This window comes from Sphingobium lactosutens (assembly GCF_013393185.1).
GTDB classification, from domain to species: Bacteria; Pseudomonadota; Alphaproteobacteria; order Sphingomonadales; family Sphingomonadaceae; genus Sphingobium; species Sphingobium lactosutens_A.
This window is the reverse complement of the sequence record NZ_QJQX01000037.1, coordinates 219,946-238,881: the sequence shown is the minus strand read 5'-3', so window position 1 is coordinate 238,881 and position 18,936 is coordinate 219,946. Positions and strand designations below refer to the sequence as shown.

General features: G+C 64.1%; 18 protein-coding genes. 14 read left to right on the top strand and 4 right to left on the bottom strand.

The window, feature by feature from the left end; translation table 11 throughout:
- Positions 1-9: 9 nt before the first annotated feature.
- Complete coding sequence (gene tyrS, locus DM806_RS08785) at positions 10-1,227, bottom strand: tyrosine--tRNA ligase (protein WP_179042848.1); 1,218 nt, start codon at positions 1,225-1,227, stop codon at positions 10-12.
- Positions 1,228-1,283: 56 nt separating this feature from the next.
- Between tyrS and DM806_RS08780 the strand changes: the two genes are divergently transcribed.
- Positions 1,284-2,369 (top strand): anhydro-N-acetylmuramic acid kinase, encoded by a 1,086-nt coding sequence (locus DM806_RS08780; RefSeq protein WP_179042893.1) that lies wholly within the window; start codon positions 1,284-1,286, stop codon positions 2,367-2,369.
- 52 nt (positions 2,370-2,421) lie between these two features.
- Here the strand turns inward: DM806_RS08780 and DM806_RS08775 are convergent, their stop codons facing one another.
- Together DM806_RS08775 and DM806_RS08770 are read right to left on the bottom strand one after the other, a co-directional pair.
- A complete protein-coding gene (locus DM806_RS08775) occupies positions 2,422-4,035 on the bottom strand; it encodes a bifunctional GNAT family N-acetyltransferase/carbon-nitrogen hydrolase family protein (protein ID WP_179042847.1) in 1,614 nt (537 codons plus the stop codon).
- Positions 4,036-4,131: 96 nt separating this feature from the next.
- The gene (locus DM806_RS08770; RefSeq protein ID WP_179042846.1) at positions 4,132-5,355 is read right to left on the bottom strand and encodes an NADP-dependent isocitrate dehydrogenase; all 1,224 of its coding nucleotides are present in this window, start codon (positions 5,353-5,355) and stop codon (positions 4,132-4,134) included.
- A 161-nt stretch (positions 5,356-5,516) separates the two neighbouring features.
- Here DM806_RS08770 and DM806_RS08765 point away from each other — a divergent pair, with 161 nt between their 5' ends.
- Entirely contained in the window at positions 5,517-6,251 is a 735-nt protein-coding gene (locus DM806_RS08765) for a phosphatidylserine decarboxylase (protein ID WP_179042845.1), read from the top strand.
- A gap of 91 nt (positions 6,252-6,342) precedes the next feature.
- Positions 6,343-7,068 carry a CDP-alcohol phosphatidyltransferase family protein gene (locus DM806_RS08760; protein ID WP_179042892.1) on the top strand — a complete coding sequence of 242 codons (726 nt, stop codon included), beginning with the start codon at positions 6,343-6,345 and terminating at the stop codon, positions 7,066-7,068.
- Positions 7,069-7,140: 72 nt separating this feature from the next.
- On the opposite strand, the gene DM806_RS08755 is transcribed toward DM806_RS08760, so the two are convergent.
- On the bottom strand, positions 7,141-7,368 hold the full coding sequence (locus tag DM806_RS08755; RefSeq protein ID WP_179042844.1) for a hypothetical protein: 228 nt from the start codon (positions 7,366-7,368) through the stop codon (positions 7,141-7,143).
- A 255-nt stretch (positions 7,369-7,623) separates the two neighbouring features.
- Between DM806_RS08755 and rpsB the strand changes: the two genes are divergently transcribed.
- The 11 genes from rpsB to DM806_RS08700 all read left to right on the top strand — a co-directional run bounded on the left by rpsB (position 7,624) and on the right by DM806_RS08700 (position 18,902).
- Positions 7,624-8,382, top strand: coding sequence for a 30S ribosomal protein S2 (gene rpsB, locus DM806_RS08750; protein WP_093013169.1), 759 nt, complete (start codon positions 7,624-7,626; stop codon positions 8,380-8,382).
- A 101-nt stretch (positions 8,383-8,483) separates the two neighbouring features.
- A complete protein-coding gene (gene tsf, locus DM806_RS08745) occupies positions 8,484-9,410 on the top strand; it encodes a translation elongation factor Ts (RefSeq protein ID WP_179042843.1) in 927 nt (308 codons plus the stop codon).
- Between the two features lie 100 nt (positions 9,411-9,510).
- Entirely contained in the window at positions 9,511-10,284 is a 774-nt protein-coding gene (locus DM806_RS08740; RefSeq protein ID WP_179042842.1) for an AAA family ATPase, read from the top strand.
- Between the two features lie 102 nt (positions 10,285-10,386).
- Positions 10,387-11,112, top strand: coding sequence for a UMP kinase (gene pyrH, locus DM806_RS08735; protein ID WP_179042841.1), 726 nt, complete (start codon positions 10,387-10,389; stop codon positions 11,110-11,112).
- A gap of 6 nt (positions 11,113-11,118) precedes the next feature.
- Entirely contained in the window at positions 11,119-11,676 is a 558-nt protein-coding gene (gene frr, locus DM806_RS08730) for a ribosome recycling factor (protein WP_179042840.1), read from the top strand.
- A 43-nt stretch (positions 11,677-11,719) separates the two neighbouring features.
- A complete protein-coding gene (locus DM806_RS08725; RefSeq protein ID WP_179042839.1) occupies positions 11,720-12,460 on the top strand; it encodes an isoprenyl transferase in 741 nt (246 codons plus the stop codon).
- Between the two features lie 4 nt (positions 12,461-12,464).
- Positions 12,465-13,244, top strand: a complete 780-nt coding sequence (locus DM806_RS08720; RefSeq protein WP_179042838.1) for a phosphatidate cytidylyltransferase — start codon at positions 12,465-12,467, stop codon at positions 13,242-13,244.
- A complete protein-coding gene (locus DM806_RS08715; RefSeq protein WP_179042837.1) occupies positions 13,241-14,398 on the top strand; it encodes a 1-deoxy-D-xylulose-5-phosphate reductoisomerase in 1,158 nt (385 codons plus the stop codon). Before DM806_RS08720 ends, DM806_RS08715 begins: the two co-directional genes overlap by 4 nt.
- Entirely contained in the window at positions 14,395-15,528 is a 1,134-nt protein-coding gene (rseP, locus tag DM806_RS08710) for an RIP metalloprotease RseP (protein WP_179042836.1), read from the top strand. Before DM806_RS08715 ends, rseP begins: the two co-directional genes overlap by 4 nt.
- A gap of 102 nt (positions 15,529-15,630) precedes the next feature.
- The gene (gene bamA / locus DM806_RS08705) at positions 15,631-18,243 is read left to right on the top strand and encodes an outer membrane protein assembly factor BamA (RefSeq protein ID WP_256869170.1); all 2,613 of its coding nucleotides are present in this window, start codon (positions 15,631-15,633) and stop codon (positions 18,241-18,243) included.
- Positions 18,243-18,902 (top strand): OmpH family outer membrane protein, encoded by a 660-nt coding sequence (locus DM806_RS08700; RefSeq protein ID WP_179042834.1) that lies wholly within the window; start codon positions 18,243-18,245, stop codon positions 18,900-18,902. The genes bamA and DM806_RS08700 overlap by 1 nt, the downstream gene beginning before the upstream one ends.
- The last annotated feature ends 34 nt before the right edge of the window (positions 18,903-18,936 follow it).

The following is an 18,936-nucleotide window of genomic DNA, read 5'->3' as shown; positions in this document are numbered from 1 at the left end:
TAACCAGCATCAGGCGACGATAAGACCGTGCTTCTTCGCGCCGAAGCTGAGCTTGTCGCCGGGCTTCAGCGTGACGGCCGGGTCTGTGACGACTTCGCCATTCACCTTGATCGCGCCCTCGGTCAGCTTGCGCCGCACTTCCTTGTTGGACGTTGCGAAGCCGAGGCCGGTCGTCGCCTGCACGACGTTGAGGCCGTCCGCGCCAAGGCTGACGGTCGGCAGGTTGGCGTCCGATGCGCCTTCCTCGAATGTCTTGCGGGCCGTTTCCGCCGATGCCGTCGCGGCGTCGAGGCCGCGGCAAAGCGCCGTCGCCTCATTGGCGAGGATCTTCTTCGCCTCGTTGATCTCCGCGCCCTGAAGCGCGGCGAGGCGGTTCACCTCGTCCATCGGCAGGTCGGTGAACAGGCGCAGGCGATTGGCGACGTCGGCGTCCGCGGTGTTCCGCCAGAACTGCCAATAGTCGTAATGCGACAGCTGATCCTCGTTCAGCCACACGGCGCCGCCTACGGTCTTGCCCATCTTCGTGCCGTCGGCATTGGTGAGCAGCGGGGTGGTGAGGCCGAAGACCTGCGTCCCGTCGACCCTGCGCGCGAGTTCGACGCCGTTGACGATATTGCCCCACTGGTCGGAGCCACCCATCTGGAGGCGGCAGGCCGAGCGGCGCGACAATTCCAGGAAATCATAGGCCTGGAGGATCATATAGTTGAATTCGAGGAAGCTGAGCGATTGTTCGCGGTCGAGGCGCAGCTTCACCGAATCGAAGCTCAGCATCCGATTGACCGAAAAATGCTGGCCGATGTCGCGCAGGAACGGGATATATTCCAGTTTGTCGAGCCAGTCGGCATTGTCGACCATGATCGCGTCGGTCGGGCCGTCTCCAAAGGTCAGGAAGCGTTCGAACACGCGCTTGATGCTGGCGACATTGTCCTTGATGCTGTCGACCGTCAGCAGTTTGCGCGCTTCGTCCTTGAAGCTGGGATCGCCGATCTTGCCGGTGCCGCCGCCCATCAGGACGATCGGCTTGTGACCGGCCTTCTGCAACTGGCGCAGCATCATGATCGACACGAGATGGCCGACATGAAGCGACGGCGCGGTCGGATCGAAGCCGATATAGCCCGGCACCACCTGCTTGCCGGCAAGGGCGTCCAGCCCTTCCGCATCGGTCAGCTGGTGGATGTAGCCGCGCGCTTCGAGCAGGCGCAGGAGGTCGGACTGATAGTTGCTCATGGCGCGCGCCTGTAGCATTGCGGTTGCGACTGTAAAAGAGGCGGAGTGTTTTGACTATGCTAGCTATCGGCCTGATGTCCGGCACATCGCGCGACGGGATCGACGCCGCGCTCATCGAGACGGATGGCGCGGGGCAAGTCGAGGCGATCGCGTTTCACGCCATGCAATATGATGACGGGTTCCGCCTGCGGCTGGCCGAGGCGTGCCAGCGGGCGATGGCGATGAAGAAACCGGGCTTCGAGCCGCTGATCGCGTCGGTCGAGGCGGACCTGACCGAATATCATGTGAAGGCGGTGGCGGACTTGCTGGGACGCAGCGGGCATATCGCGCAGGATGTGGGCGTGATCGGCTTTCACGGTCATACTGTCGCGCACCGGCCGGAATGGGGTTGGACCTGGCAGATTGGTGATGGCGCAGCGCTGGCCGGGGCGTTCGGGATTTCCGTCGTCGGCGACCTGCGCAGCGCCGATGTGGCGGCGGGCGGGCAGGGCGCGCCGCTGCTGCCGGTCTATCATCGCGCGTTGGCCGATGGGCTGGCAAAGCCGGCGGCCGTGCTCAATCTGGGCGGGGTGGCGAACATCACCTTCATCGGGTCGGACGGGACGCTGGTCGCCTTCGACACCGGCATGGCGAGTGGGCTGATCGACAACTGGATGCAGACCCATGGCGATGCCGCCTATGACGCGGGTGGAGCGTGCGCTGCGCGGGGAACGGTGGACGAAGCGCGGCTGGCGGCATTGATGGCCGATCCCTGGTTCGCAGCGCCTCCGCCCAAGAGCATCGACCGCGAGCAGTTCAGCATCGACGCTGTTCGGGGCATGAATCTGGAAGATGGCGCGGCAACCCTGACGGCGTTCACGGCGGCGGCGGTGGCGCGGGGTGTCGATCATCTCCCCGAGCGGCCGGCGCAGATCCATGTCGCGGGCGGCGGGCGGCATAATGCGACGCTGATGGCGATGCTGGCGCAGCGGACGGGAGCGCAGGTGCTGAGCGTGGACGAACTGGGCTGGGATGGTGACGCGCTGGAGGCGCAGGGCTTCGCCTATATGGCGGTGCGGCGCCTGAAAGGGCTGGCGATCAGCTTTCCGGGGACGACGGGCGCACCGGCGCCGATGACAGGCGGGGTGCTGTTCCGGGCCTGATCGGTTCCAGTCCGAACGGTAATGCTGCCCCTGGATATGTGCGGAGGCGGATTTATCCACCCCCCGGCGAATTATGGCCGCCTGCCGGAACCGGCCCGCCGCTGGGCGCATGGCCATGGTCGGGATTGCTGTCCCAGTCGATATGATAGAGGTCGAATCGGCGGTCGCGAAGGTTGCGCACGGTCCCTTCGGCGCGTGCCCAGCTGAGGTCCGCCAGGTTCACGTCGGCCATGGTCAGCGTTTCGACATTCTCGGTGGATTCGGCCGCGATGCCGTCGCGGGCGAAAGGCAGGTCGCAGGGCGTCAGGATCGCGCTCTGGGCATATTGGATGTCCATATTGTCGACGTTCGGCAGGTTGCCGACATTGCCCGACATGACGACATAGCATTGATTTTCGATCGCGCGGGCCTGCGCGCAATAGCGCACGCGCATATAGCCGAGGCGGGAATCGGTGCAGAAGGGCACGAAGATGATCCGCGCGCCCTGATCCACCAGCCGCCGCGCCAGTTCGGGAAACTCGCTGTCATAGCAGATGAGGACGCCGATCGGGCCGCAGTCGGTCTGGATCACGTCGAGCGCGTCGCCGCCCTTGATGTTCCACCAGAAGGCCTCATTGGGGGTCGGGTGGATTTTTTCCTGCGTATGGACCGATCCGTCCCGCAGCGCGACATAAGCGATATTCTGGATATCGCCATCGTCGGCGCGGGTCGGGTGAGAGCCGCCGATGATGTTGATATTATATTCCAGCGCCATCCGCGTCAGTTCCTTGGTCAGGCGCGGGGTGTATGCGGTCAACTTGTCGATCGCCTCGATCGGCGTCAGCTTCTTCGTTTCGAAGGAGAGGAGGGGAAGGGTGAAAAGCTCCGGGAAGACGATGAAGTCGGATCGATAATCGGCGGCGACATCGACGAAATATTCGATGTTGCGGACGAACTCGTCGAAATCCTTCACGGCGCGCGCCTGAAGCTGGCAGGTGGCGAGGCGGACGCTCTCCACGCCGCGCGGCACGCGCATTTCGGGCGCCTCGTCGGGGTCGACATAGGGATTGCGCCAGACGAGATGCGCGGCATGGCCGTCCGACTGCTTGTCTTCCGGCAGGTAATTTTCGAGCACGCCGAGCGGCTCGAATTGGTTCTTGAGCTGGAAACTGATGACCTGATCGCGCAGCTTACCCTGGATCACCTTTTCCAGATAGTCGGCCGGGCTGCCGACGCGGCGCCTGGCGCGGGCATAGCCGGGCATGCGGCCGGCGATGACGATGCCATGCAGGTCCAGTTCCTCGGCCAGTTCCTTGCGCTCGTCATAGAGGCGCTGGCCTATGCGCAGGCCGCGCAGCTTGGGATCGACCGCCATTTCATAACCATAGAGCCATTCGCCCGCCGCGCTGTGGCGCGTGCCGAAGCCGTTGGCGGTGATCTCCTCCCAGTCATGATAGGAAAAGGCCATGCTCTTGCTGACGCGCATGGTCGCGCAATAGCCCACGACCTTGCTGTCATAGAGGGCGACGAAGCAGCCGGTCGGGAAATTGTTGATCTGGCCGCGCAGGGTAGCCAGCGAATAATTGGGCAGGCCGGGATAGACGCGGGCGATCAGCCGCTGGATGCCGCGCACGTCGGACGGGACCGCGGCGCGGACCTCCAGGCGTTTCTTGGCGGTGGTGGTCAAGGTCAGTCTCCCGGTCGTTGCTGCCAAAGAAAAAGGCGGCGCCGGGATGCGGCGCCGCCTCGTTCCGTTACCGTACTGAAACCGTAAGGAAAGGGATCAGTTCCACTTGCCCATTTCGGTTTCCAGGTTGGCGCGGATCGCCTCGAAGAACTGTTCCGTGGTCATCCAGGCCTGATCCGGGCCGATCAGCAAGGCCAGATCCTTGGTCATCGCGCCGCTTTCGACGGTCTGGATGCAGACCTTTTCCAGCGTTTCGGCGAACTTCACGACATCGGGCGTCTCGTCGAACTTGCCGCGGAACTTGAGGCCACCGGTCCAGGCGAAGATCGAGGCGATCGGGTTGGTCGAGGTCGCCTTGCCCTGCTGGTGCTGGCGATAGTGGCGGGTGACGGTGCCGTGCGCGGCTTCGGCTTCCACCGTCTTGCCGTCGGGCGAGAGCAGGACCGAGGTCATGAGGCCGAGCGAGCCGAAGCCCTGGGCGACTTGGTCCGACTGGACGTCGCCGTCATAATTCTTGCAAGCCCAGACGAATTCGCCGCTCCACTTGAGGGCGGACGCCACCATGTCGTCAATCAGGCGATGTTCGTAGACGATGCCGGTGTCCTTGAACTTCTGCGCGAAGCCCTCGGTCTCGAACACTTCTTGGAACAGATCCTTGAAGCGGCCGTCATAGGCCTTGAGGATGGTGTTCTTGGTCGACAGGTAGACCGGCCACTTGAGGTTCAGGCCATAGTTGAACGAGGCGCGGGCGAAGTCGCGGATCGAATCGTCGAGGTTGTACATCGCCATCGCGACGCCCGAGCCGGGGAAGTCGAACACTTCGCGGTCGATCGTCTCGCCATTCTCGCCTTCGAAGACGAGGCGCAGCTTGCCGGCGCCGGGCACCTTGAAATCGGTCGCGCGATACTGGTCGCCGAAGGCATGACGGCCGACGACGATCGGCTTGGTCCAGCCGGGGATCAGGCGCGGCACGTTCGAGATGACGATCGGTTCGCGGAACACGACGCCGCCCAGGATGTTGCGGATCGTGCCGTTCGGCGACTTCCACATCGACTTGAGGTTGAATTCCTCGACGCGGGCTTCGTCGGGGGTGATGGTGGCGCACTTCACGCCGACGCCATATTGCTTAATCGCGTTCGCGGAATCGATCGTGATCTGGTCGTTGGTTTCGTCGCGCTTTTCGACGCTGAGGTCGTAATATTTCAGGTCGATGTCGAGATAGGGGAGAATGAGGCGCTCACGGATCCATTCCCAGATGATCCGGGTCATTTCGTCGCCGTCGATCTCCACGACGGGGTTTTTCACCTTGATCTTCGCCATAGCGCCTATTCGCCTTCTTTCTCTTGGGTGGAATTATGGGGACGCCCTAGGGAAAGCGGCGGCAATGTTCAACCATGGAGGGGCAGGAATCTGCCGCGTGCGGAGCCATGCGCCGGATCGGTCGTTGTCAGGGCAACACTCTCTCCCTAAAGACGGTGCCCATGGAGAATGACGAGATCACGATTGCCGCCGGCGGCAATGTTAAATGGCGCTTCCCTTCGGTCCATCCGGAGGGGATGAAGTTCGGCCTGATCGCCGCCGCGATCACTGGCCTCCTGTTCCTTGTGGGGTGGGAGATATTGGGCTGGCTGATGGTCATGGTGACGATCTGGGTGTTCGCCTTCTTCCGCGATCCGGTGCGCGCCGTGCCGCAGGATGAAGGCGCGATCATCGCGCCGGCCGATGGTCTGGTGACGCTGATCCAGCGCGTGCCGCCGCCGCGCGAAATGGCCGGGGAAAATGGGCTGGGCGACCAGCCGCTGATCCGCGTGTCCATCTTCATGAGCGTATTCGACGTCCACATCAACCGCACGCCGATCGGAGGCACGGTGAAGTCGGTCGTCTATATCTCCGGCAAGTTCCTCAACGCGGACCTCGACAAGGCGAGCGAGGATAATGAGCGCCAGCATATCCTGGTCGAACGTCATGACGGGTTGCGCGTCGGTTTCACCCAGATTGCGGGTCTGGTCGCGCGGCGCATCGTGCCCTTCGTCAAGCCTGGCGACATGGTCGCGGCAGGGCAGCGCATCGGCCTGATCCGTTTCGGCAGCCGGGTCGACGTCTATCTGCCTGCCGGCACCGCGCCGCGCGTGATCCTGGGCCAGCGCACCGTCGCGGGCGAGACGATCCTCGGCCAGATCGGCGACCGCCGCGTGGTGGCGGGCATCCAGCAGTGACGCGCATCCTTTCCCAGCAGGCGGAGCGGTTGGCTTGAGCCGCCAGCGACGCACGGTGCCGCGCGGGCTGCGGCGGGGGATAACCCTGCGGATGCTGGCGCCGAACGCCGTCACGGCGATGGCGCTGTGCTTCGGCCTGACTGGCGTGCGGTACGGCATTTCGGGCGAGTGGGAGCGGGCGGTTCTGTCGATCCTGTTCGCCGGCGTGCTCGATGGGCTGGATGGCCGGATCGCGCGCATGTTGCGTGGCGAAAGCCGTTTCGGCGCGGAACTGGACTCGCTGTCCGATTCGATCGCGTTCGGCGTCGCGCCGGCCCTGATCCTCTATCTCTGGTCGCTGCATGCCATGCCGAAATTCGGCTGGATCTTCGCATTGGCCCATGCGCTGTCCTGTGCGCTGCGACTGGCCCGCTTCAACGCGAACATCGATGCGGATGAGCAGCCGCACAAATCGGCGGGATTCCTGACCGGCGTTCCTGCGCCTGCCGGGGCCGGGCTGGCGTTCGTGCCGCTCTATCTCTGGCTGGTGACGGGCGAGGAGTTTTTCCGCGCCTGGTATGTGGTCGCCCCTTGGACGGCCTTCGCGGCGTTCCTGATGATCTCCAATATCGCCACCTATAGCTGGTCGGCGCTGCGATTGCGCAAGCGCATCAGGCTGGAGGCGATTGCGGTGGCGGGGCTGATGGCGGCCCTGCTGGTGACGGATCCCTGGCTGACGCTGCTGATCCTGTGTGCGGGTTATATTGCGCTCATCCCGTTCGGCATCATGTCCTATGCCAAGGTGAAGCGGCAGCGCGAGGCGGCGGTTCAGGGCTGAGTTGCTCTGTGTGTCTCGACTGCGATCGAAACGAACGGAAAAGGGAGGGGCTTGCCCTCCCCATAAATCAGATCAGGCTGCGATTGCGCCGACGGGCAGGGGACGGTTCACCTTGCGCAGGCCATGCGTCACGCGCGGACGGCTGACGCGGATATGATAGACCTGCGGCGTCTGCGGAATGGGCTGGAACAGCAGGGCGGCCACCATCTTGTCATGATAGGCCGCGAACATCCACGCGATGGTGCCGATCGCCAACATGAAGGCGGCGGAAAAGAGAGTCGCTGCAACAAGAGTGAACATGTCGACCACTTTCTATCTTGCCATATGAACGCCATGGCTCACTATGACGATGGGAACGGCTGCTAACCGTCTTTGTTCCGTCTGTTCTTCTTATGTTCTCATTCGGGCGCGCCGTCAACCCTTGCAATTGTCTTTTTTCGCGTCTAAACGCGCGCCCATTCCACATGGGAATCGACATATCCGGTGCCTTGCCCGGCCTTTCAGGTCTTGGCTGGTTCCTGATTCCCAGAGGTAGCAACCGGAAGGAGAAAGATTATGGCGGCACCTGTCGTCACCATGCACCAATTGATCGAGGCTGGCGCCCACTTCGGCCACCAGACCCACCGCTGGAACCCGCGCATGAAGCCGTACATCTTCGGCGAGCGCAACGGCATCCACATCCTCGACCTGTCGCAGACCGTGCCGCTGTTCGGCCGCGCGCTGGACTTCGTGTCGGCGACCGTCGCCGCCGGTGGCAAGGTGCTGTTCGTCGGCACCAAGCGTCAGGCGCAGGATCCGATCGCCGAAGCCGCCCGCAAGTCGGGCCAGCACTTCGTCAACCATCGCTGGCTGGGCGGCATGCTCACCAACTGGAAGACCATTTCCGGCTCGATCAAGCGCCTGAAGACCCTCGAAGAGAAGCTGTCGGGCGACACCCACGGCTTCACCAAGAAGGAAGTCCTCCAGATGACCCGCGAGCGCGAGAAGCTGGAACTGTCGCTGGGCGGCATCCGCGACATGAACGGCATCCCCGATGTCATGTTCGTGATCGACGCCAACAAGGAAGAGCTGGCGATCAAGGAAGCCAACACGCTGGGTATCCCGGTCGTCGCGATCCTCGATTCGAACGTGTCGCCCGACGGCATCGCCTTCCCGGTTCCGGCGAACGATGACGCCAGCCGCGCCATCCGCCTCTATTGCGACGCGATCGCCGCCGCCGCCACCAAGGGCAACCGTGGTGCGCAGCAGGCTTCGGGCGTCGACCTGGGCGCGCTGGCCGAGCCGGAAGCCGAAGAGATCGCCGTTCAGGCCTGATCCGCGGTCTTCGAACTGCAAGAATGACAGGCTAGGGCGCGCTCCACAAGGAACGCGCCCTGCCGCATATTTAAATCCCCTCAGAAATTAGGAGCCTTATCATGGCCGAGATTACTGCTGCCGCCGTCAAGGAACTGCGCGACCGTTCGGGCGCGGGCATGATGGACTGCAAGAAGGCGCTCACCGAAGCCAATGGCGACATCGAAGCGGCGACCGACTGGCTGCGCGCCAAGGGTCTGGCCGCTGCCCAGAAGAAGTCGAGCCGTACCGCCGCTGAAGGCCTGGTCGGCGTTGCCGTCGCCGGCACCAAGGGCGTCGCCGTCGAAGTGAACAGCGAAACCGACTTCGTCGCCAAGAACGACCAGTTCCAGGATTTCGTCCGCACCGTTTCGGCCGTCGCGCTGGAAAGCGGCGCTGCCGACGCTGAAGCCCTGACCGCGCAGGCGCACCCCGCCGGCGGCACGATCGCCGAAAAGCTGGTGTCGAACGTCGCCACCATCGGCGAAAACCAGACCGTCCGTCGCGTCGCCCATGTCGAAGTGACCGAAGGCGTCGTCGTGCCTTACGTCCACAACGCCGCTGCGCCGGGCCTGGGCAAGATCGGCGTGCTGGTCGCGCTGGAAGGCAATGCGCCTGCCGACGTTCTGGAGCCGCTGGGCAAGCAGCTCGCCATGCACATCGCCGCCGCTTTCCCGCTGGCCCTGTCGGCTGCCGACATCGATCCGGCCCTGCTGGAGCGTGAACGCGCCATCGCCGCCGAAAAGGCCGCCGAATCGGGCAAGCCTGCCGAGATCGTCGCCAAGATGGTCGACGGTGCGGTCGCCAAGTTCGCCAAGGAGCAGGCTCTGCTGTCGCAGCTGTTCGTGATGGACAACAAGACCCCGGTCGCCGACGTCGTCGCCAAGGCCGCCAAGGATGCCGGCGCTTCGATCACGCTGAAGAGCTATGTCCGCTTCCAGCTGGGCGAAGGCATCGAGAAGGAAGTCAGCGACTTCGCCGCCGAAGTGGCTGCCGCCGCCGGCGTCTGATCGCCAGCGCACGCGACAGGAAAAAGGGAAGGGGCGCCCTGCGGGGCGCCCTTTTTCGTTTCGCTTGCGGATGAATAGGCGTTCGCTATCGTGGCCCGCCATGGGATCGAAGCAACGCACGACATCGCTGCCGCCGCCATATCTGAAGCGTGTCTGGCTGCGGGATGACGATCCCGATCGGGCGCCGGACTGGGGTCATTATCCCTTCAACCTTCCGCTCATTCGTAACGGCGGGCTGGACTTCCATTTCTCCAGGCCGGTGACGATTCTGGTCGGGGAGAATGGGACGGGTAAGTCCACCTTGCTGGAAGCGATCGCGCAACTGGCTGGGTTCAGCGATTCCGGCGGCGCGCAAGGAATGCGGGCGGTGGAGGATGCGCCGGCCTCGGCTGGCGATGCTGGCTCGCTGGCGGGGCATCTGCGCGGAGCGTGGCTGCCGCAGGTCAAGCAAGGCTGGTTCTTTCGCGCGGAGACCTTCTTCTCGGTCGCGCGCTATCTGGATCAGGCGGCATTCGAGGTGGGGGCTGTCGGCCCCCAATATCTGCGCGCGTCCCATGGTGAGGGATTTTTCGATTTCTTTGGCGAGCGTATGGAGCGCCAGGGACTCTATATATTGGACGAGCCGGAATCCGCCCTGTCGCCCCAGCGGCAGTTCGAATTTCTGAAACTGCTGCGTCGGATACAGCGCGCCGACAATGCGCAGGTCATCATGGCGACCCATTCGCCGATCCTGATGGCATTGCCTGGTGCGGACCTGTGGCAGATCGACAGTTACAGCGTCAGGCCTGTCGCGCTGGAGGATGTGCCGCATTTTCGGCTCTACCGCGAATTCATGCTTTACCCTCGGGAAACGGTTGAAGCGATGATCGAGTGAGGTTTGTTGGATCATCATTGCGCAAACGCCCCTTGGCATCCCGGTTTTGCCCCTCTAATGTCCGCGCGCTTTCCCTGCCAACCATAAGGATTCTTGCCCCGCATGACCCGGCCCGCCTACAAGCGCATCCTGTTGAAATTGTCCGGCGAAGTGCTGATGGGACAAGGGCAGTTCGGCATCGAGCCTGAAACCGTGGCCCGTGTCGCGGGTGAGATTGCGGCGGCGAAGGATGCCGGCTTCGAAATCTGCGTCGTCGTGGGCGGTGGCAATATCTTCCGTGGCCTTGCCGGCGCAGCCAAGGGCTTCGACCGGGCGAGCGCCGACTATATGGGCATGCTCGCCACGGTCATGAATGCGCTGGCGGTGCAGAATGCGCTGGAAAAGCTGGGTTATGACACCCGCGTCCAGTCGGCCATCCCCATGGCGTCGGTGTGCGAGCCCTATATTCGCCGCAAGGCCGAGCGCCACATGGAGAAAGGCCGGATCGTGATCTTCGCGGCTGGCACCGGTAGCCCCTTCTTCACCACGGATACGACCGCAGCGTTGCGCGCGGCCGAAATGAATTGCGATGCACTGTTCAAGGGCACCAGCGTCGACGGCATCTACAATGCCGACCCCAAGAAGGTGAGCGGCGCCGTCCGCTACGAAGAGATCAGCTTCGACCAGGTGCTGAACGACAATTTGAAAGTCATGGACGCCAGCGCCATTGCGCTGTGCCGCGAAAACAATATTCCCATCGTCGTCTTCAACATCCGCGAGACGGGCAACCTGGCCAAGGTGCTCGCCGGGGATGGCGTGGCGACGATCGTGCAAAATCAGGAGCGCTGAAATACCATGCCGCAATATAACAAGGCTGACATCGAACGCCGCATGGCCGGCGCGCTTGAATCGCTGAAGGGCGACCTGTCCGGCCTGCGCACGGGCCGCGCCAACATCCAGCTGCTCGATCCGGTCACGGTCGAAGTCTATGGCGCGCATATGCCGCTCAACCAGGTTGCGACCGTATCGGCGCCCGAGCCGCGCATGCTGTCGGTCCAGGTGTGGGACAAGAGCAATGTCGGTCCCTGCGACAAGGCGATCCGCTCGGCGGGTCTGGGCCTCAACCCGATCGTCGACGGGCAGACGCTGCGCCTGCCGATCCCGGACCTGACCGAGGAACGCCGCAAGGAACTGGCCAAGCTCGCCAGCAAATATGCCGAAGGCGCGCGCGTCGCCGTGCGTAACGTCCGTCGCGACGGCATGGACAGCCTCAAGACCGACGAGAAGAAGGGCGAGATCAGCGAGGACGAGCGCAAGCGGCTGGAAACCGAGGTGCAGAAGCTGACCGACAGCAGCATCGCGGATATCGACGCGGCAGCGAGCTCGAAGGAAAAGGAAATCCTCGGCCAGTAAGCCGGGGCTTTCCTTTCGCGGCCAAAACACGCATGTCCTTCTGATGGCCACACAAGCCAAGCCCGATCTCACCCGCGCCGCGCCTGCCCATGGCGCGCGCCACGTCGCCATCATCATGGACGGCAATGGCCGCTGGGCGAAGAAGCGGCTGCTGCCGCGCATCGCCGGCCATCGCGCCGGGGTGGAGGCGGTGCGCCGTGTCGCGCGTGCGGCGCAGGATATGGGCCTCGAATGCCTGACGCTCTACGCCTTCTCTTCGGAGAACTGGAAGCGGCCGGCGACCGAGGTGTCCGACCTGATGGGGTTGCTGCGCCATTTCATCCAGTCGGACATTGACGAGTTTCACGCCAATGGCGTGCGGCTGCGGGTGATCGGCAATTATCGGGCGCTCGAACCGTCTCTGGTCCAACTGATCGAGAGCGCCATGGCGCGCACCGCAGGCAATACGGGGCCGGTGATCGCGATCGCGCTCAACTATGGCGCGCAGGACGAGATGGTGCGGGCGGCGCAGCGGCTCGCCGATCGCGTCGCGAAGGGCGATCTGGCGACGCACGATATCGGTATTGCCGCGATCGATGCTGAACTGGATACCGCCGACCTGCCGCCGCTCGACCTGCTGGTGCGGACCTCGGGTGAGCAGCGGCTCAGCAATTTCATGCTGTGGCAGGCGGCCTATGCCGAACTCTATTTCACCGACATGCTGTGGCCCGATTTCGACGCCCATGCATTGGCGCAGGCGCTGGACGCCTTCCGCCTGAGGGACCGCCGGTTCGGCGGATTGTGATTCTATGACAAGCGAATTGCGCACCCGCACCATCGTCGGCGTCGCGCTGATCGCGGTGGCGCTCGGCGCCCTGCTGGCGGGCGGGCTGTTCTTCTGGCTGCTGCTGGTGGTGGCCGGCGTGCTGATGCAGGGGGAATGGGGCGACCTGACCGGCGCGACGCCCGAACAGCGCAAGGCGGCGATGTTCGCCGTGTCGATCCCGCTGGCCTTGCTCTGCCCGCTGGCGGCCGGCATCGACTGGCCGGTGTTGATGGCCGGGGCAGGGGCTTTCTTCTTCATCGTCTTCACCAGCCGCAACATGAAGCTGGCGCTGGGCATTCCCTATATCTGCGTGCCGATCACCGCGCTCCAGTTCCTGCGTGGCGAGCAGCCCTACGCCTATGGTCTGCTGCTCGCCTTCTGGGCGCTGTCGCTGGTGTGGGCGACCGATATCGGCGCCTACTTCGCCGGGCGTTCGATCGGCGGGCCGAAGCTGGCGCCGAGGGTCAGCCCGTCCAAGACCTGGTCCGGTCTGGCCGGCGGCGTGCTGGCGGCGCTGGTGCTGGGTTTCCTGCTGCATCGCTTCGCGGGTCTGCCGATCCAGCTCGCGGCGGCGAGTGGCCTGCTGGCCGTGGTGGCACAACTGGGCGACCTGCTGGAAAGTCATATGAAGCGCCGCGCCGGAGTGAAGGACAGCGGTACGCTGTTGCCCGGCCATGGCGGGGTGATGGACCGGCTCGACGGGGTGGTTGCCGCCGCGCCGCTTGCCGCCTTGTCCTATCTGATCCTGGTGCAGGGCGGATGAAGAGCGTTTCGATCTTTGGCGCCACCGGATCGGTCGGCCTGTCCACGCTGGACCTCATTCGGCGCGATCCCGATGCCTATCGGGTGGTCGCACTGACGGCCAACAGCGATGTGGACAATCTCGCGGCGCAGGCGCGCGCAACGGGTGCGCAGGTGGCCGTGATCGGGCAGGAGCGGCTTCACGGCGCGCTCAGGGAGGCGCTGGCCGGATCGGGGATCGAGGCGGCGGCAGGCGAGGATGCTCTGGTCGAGGCGGCGGCGCTGGGCGCGGACTGGACGATGGCGTCGATCGTCGGCTGTGCGGGCCTCAAGCCTACCATGGCGGCGCTCAGGACTGGCGGCACGGTGGCGCTGGCGAACAAGGAATCGCTGGTGTCGGCGGGCGGGCTGATGATGGAGGCGGCACGCGCGGCCGGCGCGACCCTGCTGCCCGTCGACAGCGAGCATAATGCCATTTTCCAGTGCCTTGCCGGCAGCGATCTGGATTCCGTGTCAAGAATCATCCTGACCGCGAGCGGCGGCCCGTTCCGCACCCGCCGCCTGGACGAGATGGCGGATATCACGCCGGCGCAGGCGGTGGCCCATCCCAACTGGTCGATGGGCGCGAAGATCAGTGTCGACAGCGCGACGATGATGAACAAGGGGCTGGAACTGATCGAGGCGGCCTATCTCTTCCCGGTCGGGCTGGATCGCATCGAGATATTGGTCCACCCCCAGTCCGTGATTCATTCGATGGTCGAATATCGAGACCGTTCGACGCTGGCACAACTCGGTTCGCCCGATATGCGCATCCCCATCGCTCATGCGTTGGCCTGGCCCGACCGGATCGCCACGCCGTGCCAGCCGCTCGACCTGGCACGGATTGGCAGGCTTGACTTCGAAGCACCTGATCCCGAACGGTTTCCGGCTCTTCGTCTCGCCCGCGCCGCCGCCAATGAGGGTGGGGCCGCGCCTGCCATCCTGAACGCCGCCAATGAGGTCGCGGTCGCCGCTTTCCTTGCGGGGCGGATCGGCTTCCTTGATATTGCCATGATTGTGGAGGATGTGTTGGACCGCTATAGCGCGCCAACGCCTTGCGCGATCGACGATGTGCTCGCTGCGGATGCACAGGCGCGCGTCATGGCGGGCGAAGTGATGGAAAGATTGACGGCTTGATCCAGAATCCCGGTTTCCTGTTGACCGTTCTCGCCTTCGTGGCGGTCATCGGACCGCTCGTCTTCGTGCATGAGCTGGGCCATTATCTGGTCGGCCGCTGGTGCGGGGTCAAGGCGGAGGCCTTTTCGATCGGCTTCGGGCCGGAGCTGTTCGCCTGGGTCGACCGGCGCGGGACGCGCTGGCGCGTCGCGGCGCTGCCGCTGGGCGGCTATGTCCGCTTCAAGGGCGACATGAACGCGGCAAGCATGACCGATCCCGCCTGGCTGGAAATGCCGGCGAAGGATCGGGCGGAAAGCTTTCCCGGCAAGCCGCTGTGGCAGCGCGCCGCGATCGTGGCGGCAGGGCCTGCGATCAATTTCCTCTTCGCGATCCTGATCCTGGCGACCTTCGCCTTCGTCCATGGCGAAGGCCGCACCCCGGCGGTCGCCGGTCAGGTGCAGGCGGGCAGCGCGGCTGCGGCTGCGGGTATCCAGGCGGGCGACCGCATCGTGTCGCTGGGTGGCCGTGAGATGGCGACCTTCGACGACATCCGCCTCTATGCGCAGATCCGCCCCGGCGAGCCGGTCGAGATCGTGCTGGACCGCGCAGGTCGACGCATTGTCAAGCAGGGCAGGATCGGCAGCGTCAGCGAGGATGACGGCTTCGGCAACAAGTTCAATGTGGGTCGCCTCGGCCTGGCGCCGGGCAAGCCGGTGATCGTGCCGGTCAGCCTGGCGCGCGCACCGATCGTGGCGATCGAGCGCACCGGGCAGATCGTGCGCACCATGGTTGAAACGCTGGGCCAGATCGTCGGCGGCGGCCGGTCGGTCAAGGAACTGGGCGGACCGCTGAAGATCGCGCAGGTGTCGGGGCAGGCGGCGACGCTGGGGCTGGAAAGCTTCATCTTCTTCGCCGCGCTCATCTCGATTAACTTGGGGTTCATCAATCTCTTGCCAATCCCCATGCTGGATGGTGGCCATCTGCTGTTCTACGGGATCGAGGCGGTGCAGCGGCGGCCGGTCAGCCCGCAGGCGCAGGAATGGGCCTACAGGTCGGGTCTGGCGGTGCTGATGGCGATGATGCTGCTGGTAACTTTCAACGATTTATCGTCTTTCGGCCTGTGGAAGAGTCTCTCCGGCTTGATCGGCTGACGCGCTTCGGGCAGGGATGCGCCATTTGGCGGCGTCTGTTGCAGCAGACACATGTTTTTTCGAGTTTTTGAGGTGGTGCGGGTGACAGCGAACAAGAGCAGCATGAGGCAGCGCCCGGTGGTGGCCGTCCTGTTGGCGACGACCATGATCGCGGGCCTGCCGGCGGTTCCCGCCATGGCCCAGACCGCGCCTGCGCCTGCCACGGCGGCACCCGTTTCCGCGCCCGCGCCGCAGGGCACGATCAGCGCCGTCACCGTGACCGGCACCCAGCGGCTGGAGCCGGATACCGTCCTGTCCTACACCAAGTTGCGCGTCGGCCAGCCCTACAGCCAGGAAATCCTCGATCAGGCGCTGCGCGACCTGTACGAAACCGAACTGTTCGCCGACGTCCAGATCCGCAACGACAATGGTGCGCTGACGGTCGAGGTGAAGGAAAATCCCGTCATCAACCGTATCGTCCTTGAAGGTAATAAGCGCCTCAAGGAAGACAAGATCCGTCCTGAAATAAAACTGGCACCGCGCCAGATCTATACCCGGTCCAAGGTCCGCGCCGACGTCGCCCGCATCGTCGAGCTGTATCGCCGTCAGGGCCGCTTCGCCGCGACGATCGAGCCGAAGATGGTCCAGCTGGATCAGAACCGCGTCGACATCGTGTTCGAAATCTCGGAAGGGCCGAAATCCAAGGTCCGCCAGATCAACATCATCGGCAACGAGAAGTTCAAGGACGGCGAGCTGCGCAGCCAGATGGTGACGAAGCAGTCGCGCTGGTTCCGCGTCTTCTCCTCGGGCACCAGCTATGACCCGGACCGCCTGGCCTATGACCAGCAGAAGCTGCGCCAGTTCTACCTGACCGAGGGCTATGCCGACTTCCGCGTCATTTCGGCGGTGGCGGAACTGACGCCCGACAAGCAGGACTTCATCATCACCTATGTCGTCGAGGAAGGCGACCGCTACAAGTTCGGCGACGTAAAGGTCGAATCCGACATTCGCGACCTGTCCGGCGACAGCCTGACCAAGCGTCTGCCGATGAAGAAGGGCGACTGGTACAATGCCAAGCAGGTCGAGGACACGGTCGACACGCTGAGCGAGACCGCGGGCCTGTTCGGCTATGCTTTTGCCGACGTGTCGCCGGACTTCAACCGCGACAAGGATTCGCTGACGATGGGGATCAATTTCCGCATCGCCAACGCGCCGCGCGTCTATGTCGAGCGGGTCGACATCAACGGCAATACGCTGACGCAGGACAAGGTCATCCGCCGCGAATTCCGTCTGGCCGAAGGCGATGCCTTCAACAGCTTCCTCGTCAAGCGCTCGAAGGACCGCATCAACTCGCTCGGCTTCTTCCAGGAGAAGCTGGACATCGAGCAGAAGCCCGGTTCCGCGCCCGACCGCATCGTGCTGGAAACCAACGTGCAGGAAAAGTCGACCGGCGAGCTGTCGCTGTCGGCCGGTTTCTCGTCGCTGGAACGCTTCATCGTCGCGGCGTCGATCACCCAGCGCAACTTCCGCGGCAAGGGTCAGGAACTGCGCACCTCGGTCAATTATTCGGCCTATTCGAAGTCGGTGGAAGTGGGCTTCACCGAGCCTTATTTCATGGACAAGAATATCGCGCTGGGCGGCGACATCTATCGCCGCGACCTCAACAGCTTCCGCTACCTGACCAGCAACACCCGCGATACGACCTATGAAAATACGTCGACCGGCTTCCAGCTGCGCGCGGGCGTGCCGATTACCGAATATATGTCGCTGGCGCTGCGCTATCAGCTGAATTTCGACGATACCACGCTGGACAAGAGCACCTATTATACCAACGGCGTCTGCGATCCGCTGCTGGCCGGCCGCTATCTCTGCGACGCGATCGGCAAGCGCACCACCTCGTCGGTCGGCTACTCGCTGATCTATGACACCCGCGACAACCGCATCCGTGCGACCCGCGGCAACAGCATCACGCTGAGCCAGGATTTCGCGGGTCTGGGCGGCAGCGTCAAATATGTGAAGACGCGCATCGCGGCGTCCAAATATGTTCCGCTGGGCAGTGGATTCATCTTCTCGCTGTCGGGCGAGGGTGGCTATATCCACAGCCTGGAAAGCGAGCGTCGCGACGCCACCGGCGAACTGGTCGAGAAGGTCCGCCTGGTCGACCGCTTCTTCCTCGGTGAACCGCAGTTCCGCGGCTTCGACATTCGCGGCGTCGGCCCGCGCGTGAAGCGCTTCTACTTGACGGATGCCGATGGTGACGGCGTTTATACGCGCGACAACAGCAACAACAATGTCTCGGACGACGCGCTGGGCGGCAAGATCTACTATCTGGCCCGCGCCGAAGTGGAAATTCCGTTGGGTTCGGGTGCGCGTGAAATGGGCCTGCGCCCGTCGATCTTCATGGATGCCGGCGCGGTTGCCGGGCTGAAGAATCCGGGCACGATCAACTTCGCCGGCTATTGCACAGTCACCACGGGATCGACGTCCACGACCGTTCGGGCGCCGTCGGTCGGCAATTGCGACACGCCTGCAGTCGGTTCGACCGCCGCCTATGCGGGCGGCGCGTTCGAAGAAGAATATCTCGGCGACACGCTCAAGCCGCGTCTGTCGGTGGGCTTTGGCGTCAACTGGAACTCGCCTTTCGGCCCGTTCCGGATCGACATCGCCAAGGCCCTGCTCAAGGAACCAGGGGACGACAACAAGCTCATCACCTTCAATGTGGGGACTCAGTTCTAATGAAGACCATCGTTAAAGCAGCCGCGCTCATCCTGGCGCCTATGACCACCCTGGCCCTGACGGCGGTTCCGGCCGCTGCCCAGTCGAAGACCGGCATCGCCGTCGCCGACCTGCAGGGCGCTGTCGGCACCAGCGCCGCCTACACCACGGCGCGCACGCAGATGCAGACCACCTACAAGCCGCAGATCGACGCGTTCAACGCACGCAAGACGGCGATCGACACCGACCTCAAGACCAAGGGCGACGCCCTGCAGGCTGCCCTGAAGGCGGCCGGCGGCAAGCCGACCCCGGCGATCGAGACCCAGTATCAGCAGTTCCAGCAGTCGCAGCAGACCGCCCAGGCCGAACTGCAAAGATTGGGCCAGCCGATCGCGCTCGCCAACGCCTATGTCGAGGAGCAGATCACGGCGAAGCTCTCCGACGCGCTCAAAGCCGCGATGACCAAGGCGAAGGTCGATCTGGTTCTGAATCCGGAGGCCACCGTGTCCTATCAGCCGGCCGTCGACATCACCCAGTCGGTCGTGACCGAACTCAACGCGCTGGTTCCCAGCGTCGGCATCACCCCGCCGGCCGGCTGGCAGCCGGGCCGTCAGGGCCAGGCCGCTGCGGCCGCTGCTCCCGCTCCGGCGACCCCGGCGCAGGCGCCCAAGTCGCGCTGATCCGAATGACGGCCGAGACTGAATCGACCGCCCG